General features: G+C 42.6%; 4 protein-coding genes. 1 reads left to right on the plus strand and 3 read right to left on the minus strand.

What is annotated here, in order from left to right; genetic code table 11:
• Positions 1 to 422, minus strand: a 422-nt coding sequence (locus LUQ50_RS03835; RefSeq protein WP_300036434.1) for a hypothetical protein, incomplete at its 3' end; no start/stop codon positions are given.
• A 123-nt stretch (positions 423 to 545) separates the two neighbouring features.
• Here LUQ50_RS03835 and LUQ50_RS03840 point away from each other — a divergent pair.
• Entirely contained in the window at positions 546 to 2,207 is a 1,662-nt protein-coding gene (locus tag LUQ50_RS03840) for a DNA methyltransferase (RefSeq protein WP_300036438.1), read from the plus strand.
• Positions 2,208 to 2,424: 217 nt separating this feature from the next.
• Here LUQ50_RS03840 and LUQ50_RS03845 read toward each other — a convergent pair whose 3' ends face one another.
• Both LUQ50_RS03845 and LUQ50_RS03850 read right to left on the minus strand, forming a co-directional pair.
• Positions 2,425 to 2,811, minus strand: coding sequence for a hypothetical protein (locus LUQ50_RS03845; protein WP_300036441.1), 387 nt, complete (start codon positions 2,809 to 2,811; stop codon positions 2,425 to 2,427).
• Between the two features lie 143 nt (positions 2,812 to 2,954).
• Entirely contained in the window at positions 2,955 to 5,672 is a 2,718-nt protein-coding gene (locus LUQ50_RS03850) for a PAS domain S-box protein (protein WP_300036444.1), read from the minus strand.
• Positions 5,673 to 5,685: the final 13 nt, after the last annotated feature.

Here is a 5,685-nt window from a genome sequence, read left to right on the forward strand (position 1 = left end):
AGCGATTCCCAGAGATTTTTTACTTCTTCATGCTCATTGAGCCGGCCGGCTGATAATATCTCCCCCAGTTTGCCGATAAGATCACGGTGTTTTTCATTCCTGATATTCCTGAGTTCTTCTTCTGCATCGGAGGGTATACCCATTGCAACAGAATGGGCGGCAAACCGCAGCCTGAATATCATATCTTCCCGGATGAGCATATTTCCGGTGATAAGGTCCCGTGCTTTCCGGTGATCTCCCAGAGCCGTTAGAAGAGATTCAAGGGCAGCGAACCAGGGAAAATTTTGAGGATTATATATATCCAGGGATTCTGTTTCAGCACAGAGATCAATAAAGAAAGCAGATTCGGACTGATCGCCAAGAAGATCAAAATCCTTGAAAAATATCCTGATATTTTCCGGTTTACCAAAGAAGGATGACATATGTTCCCCTGTTAAATCTGGTATGGTACCATTGTTCTCCTATCACATAGTCCTTATCAAGTGAATATCATCGTATTAAGGCACTTTTGATTACACTCATCAGGTACAAAGCCAGATATAATAGTGATCCTATCTTTGCAGACCAAAAATATTCCTGATGGAACCAAGATGAACCGTTATATGTTATCGCTGAATGAAGCTGCAGAATGGGCGACGAAGTACATGGGGAAGAATATTTCACCATCGAATATCAGGTATCTTCTCCAGTACGCAAGGGTTAAAAGATATACCTCAAAAACTGGGGAAATCCAGGTTGAAAAATCTGAACTACAGAATTATTACGATATAATCAGGAAAAAAGAACAGGTGTGGAGAGAGAAACTGGGAGATGATCTGAACTGGAACATCTCATTTGACCAGTACAGGGAATCAGATACGACAAAACATGTTCACCGGCTGCACCCGTACAAAGGCAAATTCATCCCCCAGCTTGTTGAGTATTTTCTCGACAAACACACAGATTCCTGGAAAAGAACGGTTTTTTTCAGGGAAGGGGATATTGTTCTCGATCCCTTCATGGGAAGCGGAACAACCCTTGTACAAGCTGCTGAACTGGGTATGCACTCAGTGGGTATTGACATATCCGGATTTAACTGCCTCGTTGCAGAGGTAAAATGTGACGACTACAGGCTCTCATCTCTCCAGGTTAAACTTGATGAAGCATACCAAAGGACCCTTCGGTTTTCCCAGGAAAATTTTAATGATAGATACGATACCGAGTTAAAAAGACGGATATCCACTTTTAATGCCAGGTATTTCCCGAATCCGGAGTATAAATTGCGGGTACAGGATGATCGCGGGTATGAACAGGCGTATGGAAATGAAAAAATACAGCAGTTTATAACAGAAAACCAGGACATTCTCCCTGATGACAACACCCAGGAAGAAACGCATCTTTTTGACAACGGGAATATGCCGGGCTTTCTCCGGACCTGGTATAACAAGAGGATCAGGCAGGAATTACGGTATTACCTCGAACTAATTGATTGTGAAAAGGATGTGCAGGCACAAAAGGTTATGAGATTAATCCTCTCGCGAACAGCCAGGTCCTGCAGGGGAACCACTCATTATGATCTGGCAACACTCAAGGATCGACAATCAGGCCCGTATTACTGTTATAAGCATCTGAAGATATGTACTCCCGTTGGCAGTATCCGCAAAAGACTGAAATATTACACGGAAGATACGATACACCGGTTGTCTGCCTTTGCAGTATTGAAAAAACAGGTTCATATCGGGATTATCCATGGCGATTCCAGGTTCGTGAATATTTTTAATCTGATAAGCCAGACTGATCATGAATTTTCCCGGTTGCTCAAAGAGAAAAAGATATCAGGTCTCTTTTCCTCTCCACCATACGTAGGCCAGATCGATTACCATGAACAGCATGCCTATGCATATGAACTCTTTGATATCGAACGGTATGATCCCGATGAAATCGGAGCAAAAGCCAAAGGGACAGATCAATCTGCAAAAGAGCGGTATATCAATGATATCAGTGATGTCCTGATAAATGTGGGACAATTCATCTGCGATGATGGTTTTTTTTGTATCGTTGCCAATGACAGACACCGGTTATACCCGGAGATAGCAGACAGAAGCATGCTTACGATTATACAGGAGTTTAAAAGACCGGTTCTCAACCGTACCGAACGTGACCGCCAGCCATATGCAGAGACAATTTTTATAATGAAAAAAACAGGAAATGCTGAATTTGAATACTGAAAACCTGGTGGTGCATCAGCAAGACGGGTATTTATCCATATCCGAATATCTTCTCTCAATATTTTCAGATATCAAGATTCTATCCGGGATTACCTGATCAAGTCAACTACAATAGCGCCAGGAACCGGATCGCTGTATGACCGGTGTTATGGATTTACGAAAAACAGGGGATATTATTATTCATGGGGAACGGAGACGGAAAGGAATAATGAAGAGATTATTCAGATCGTTCCCGGTTAATCTCCCTCAGCATCTCACGTACCCGCTCGATCTCAGCAAATTTCTTCTCATATTCTCCGACGATTGATGTCTTGAGTTCATCCAGGATATCATCGAGAGAGGTTACCAGATGATATATTTTAACAGGCCGACCTTTATTTTCCGTTATCTGCCTGACTATCCTGACCCACTTCTTTTTCATCAGGTCGGTTAACGCAATACTCACTTCAGGCTGGCGGAGATCAACAACCCGTTCTATCTCCCGTGACGTAAGATCCATATCTTTTATCATAAGTACCAATACGCGGGCAGTATTGCGTTTCAACCCGATATCCCAGAATAAGTCTGCAATCTCCTCGTCCCCTGTAGAGAAGTGCAGAGGCATATTGTCCCCCATCAAAATCACTCACTATTTTATTGATCTAGTAATATATGAGATAACAGATATATCTTCCTATTCATCATGCCTGATTGTCGGGAATGTTTACCAGGTACGGACAATATAATAATTTTGGAAAGAAAAATAAATTAAAAGTATTTAGGACGATAATCCTGATACGTTCTCATACGAAATCCTCCATTTGCAATTACCATATCAAATCTGGCTCCTTTTCCATAAATTCCGTTTTCCTGGATACTAATACCGGTAAGGGAGAGTATTTCACGGGTTAGAAACAACCCAAGACCGGTATTATCTCCATAATCCCGTTCAAAAATCAGTTCTTTTTTATCGGATGGGATACCGATACCATTGTCTTCCCAGCTCACCGTCAGGTCCCGCGATGACAGGTGCATTGATACCCTGATCTCTGAAACCCGTTCCCCATGCCTTATGGAATTGTCAAAGAGATTGAAAAAAACCTTCTCAAGCATTGGATCGGCAAAGATTGAGAGTCCATGTATATCAGCGGTCATAATTACTCCGGGAGGAACTGATGACCAGGGCAGAATAGGATATATCTCCAGCCATTGTGGCTCAATGATCCCGATATTCTGGTATACCCTGGTGAACTCTATCTGGTTCTGTATTACTCTTGCGGCAGACTCCATGGCCCGGAAATATTCACTACATGACGAATTCGTCATCTCTTGTTCAGTTATCATCAGGCACCCATGAATGACCGAGATCTTGTTCAGAATATCATGCCGGGTAATCTCAGAAAGCATGTTTAACTGGCGGTTTGCTTTTTTAAGTGATAACTCTGACAATTTACGATCAGTGATATCCTGGTTTACTCCCCGGGTTTTTATCACCTTTCCATCTTCCCCCAGAGTAATCCTGATACAGACTGAAATATATCTGACTTCTCCGTCTCTCCTGATAATCCGGTGTTCCAGGTAATCCGAATAATCCGGATCACGGATATTTCCAATTATCTTAGCACGATCTTCAACCAAATACCAGTCATCAGGATGGAGAAACTTGTTGGTATATGTCTCAGCCGACATCAGGTATCCTCCCTCAAGATCCGCGGAAGTCCCGTAGAGAGCATAAAAATCGTCATTGAAGGTATACATCCCGGATTTGACATCAAAATCCCAGTTTACCAGATGCGCAAGTTGCATGGCTTCGGCCAGCTGATGCTCCTTTTCAATCAGTATACTCTCGATTTGTGAATGTTCTAACTCGGCTGCAGCCTTCACGGCGATAATTTCAAGGATCTCCCGGATAAAAGGAAATGGCTGGAAAGGATTACGGAATAAAATACTTAAAACACCAAAAGGTTCCGCGTTCGAGTTTATAAGAGGTAACCCGATATACCCCTTGAAATGATGTTTTGCAAGAAATGAACTGGCCGGAAACAAATCCAAGACATTGTCCGGGTACAGACAAAAACCCTCTTTTATCACCCTTTCACCTGCCGTTCCACTGACAGGATACGTAAAACCATTCATCATAGTTCCGTCAAAATCCATGGTCAATGCCCTGAACACCTGGTTTCCGGGCTCAATCCTGCATATCATTACGCAGTCTGCCGAGAGCCAGGCCCTAATATTCCTGATAATACTCTGAAGAGAATCGATTCCGGTTTTGCCCACCATGCTCCGAACCATGGTTTGATACGCCGACTCTCTAATCTTTATATCAGTGATATCTTCAATGGTGGAAAGAATGTGAGGTTTTTCCCCGATCATGAGAGTAGATGATGAAAACAGGCAGGACTTGACTTCACCCGATTTTAATCTGCATTTTTGTTCGATGTTCCTGATATACCCCTCCTTTCGGAGTTTAGCAATCATCCGGGTATATAATTCTGAATCAACAAAAATTCCGATCTCGTCCGCTGTTTTACCGATTACGTCTTTTCTGGAATAACCGGTGTTTTTCATAAAAACTTCATTGACATCGATAAAAATACCGTCTTTTGCAGAAACCAGGGTGAATGCCACGGGACTGTACCGGAACAGGGCAGCCATTTTTCGTTCGGATTCCCGAACTCTCTCTTCATTTTTTTTCTGTTCCGTTATATCAACTATAATTCCCCTAAATCCGGTAATTGTTCCGTCCTGCCTTATCGGCGAGGCATAAATTATCACAGGAAACCGGGAACCATCCCTGTTTTGTGCCAGGTACTCCTGATAATCAGAACAATTTCCCTGTAGTTGCCTTTTTACGGCTTCCCGGACTTTTTCATGGCACGAGGGTGCAATAAGGAATAACGCATTTAAACCAAGTATCTGGTTTAGTGAAGAAAATCCTGCGGATGTAATTCCCATCATGTTAGCATAGGTGATATTCAGGTCAAGATCTGTTTCAAAGATAAACTGGGGAAGAAAATCCACGAGATCATGAAATCTCTTCTCGCTCTCCTGGATATCTTCCTCATTGCTTTTTTTTCGGATTGCCTTATGTATATGTTCTATGAGCTCTGCCAGTTGATGACCGGGTTTTTCCCCTTTTCTTATGAAAAAATTCGCCCCGCCATTTAATGCATCGATGACTACACGGGAATCTGTCGTCCGGGTAAAGAATATGAACGGAATATTTTTTGAGAGATCTCTTGTCTTTTCCAGGAATGCAATACCATCCATGCCAGGCAGCCGGAACTCTGACACAACTGCATCATAACTTGTAAAAAAATTTAGATTGAGAGCTTTTTCTGCTGATAAACAGACATCAACCCTGAACATGCCGGATTTCTCCAGGAAAGTACGGACCACTTCCTGGAGACCCGGATCTTCATCCACAAAGAGTACTGAATACCCATTCCTGATACTCTGGTCCTGCAATCTGGAATCAGACATAATCACACCTGAA

Source organism: Methanospirillum sp., assembly GCF_028679455.1.
GTDB lineage: Archaea > Halobacteriota > Methanomicrobia > Methanomicrobiales > Methanospirillaceae > Methanospirillum.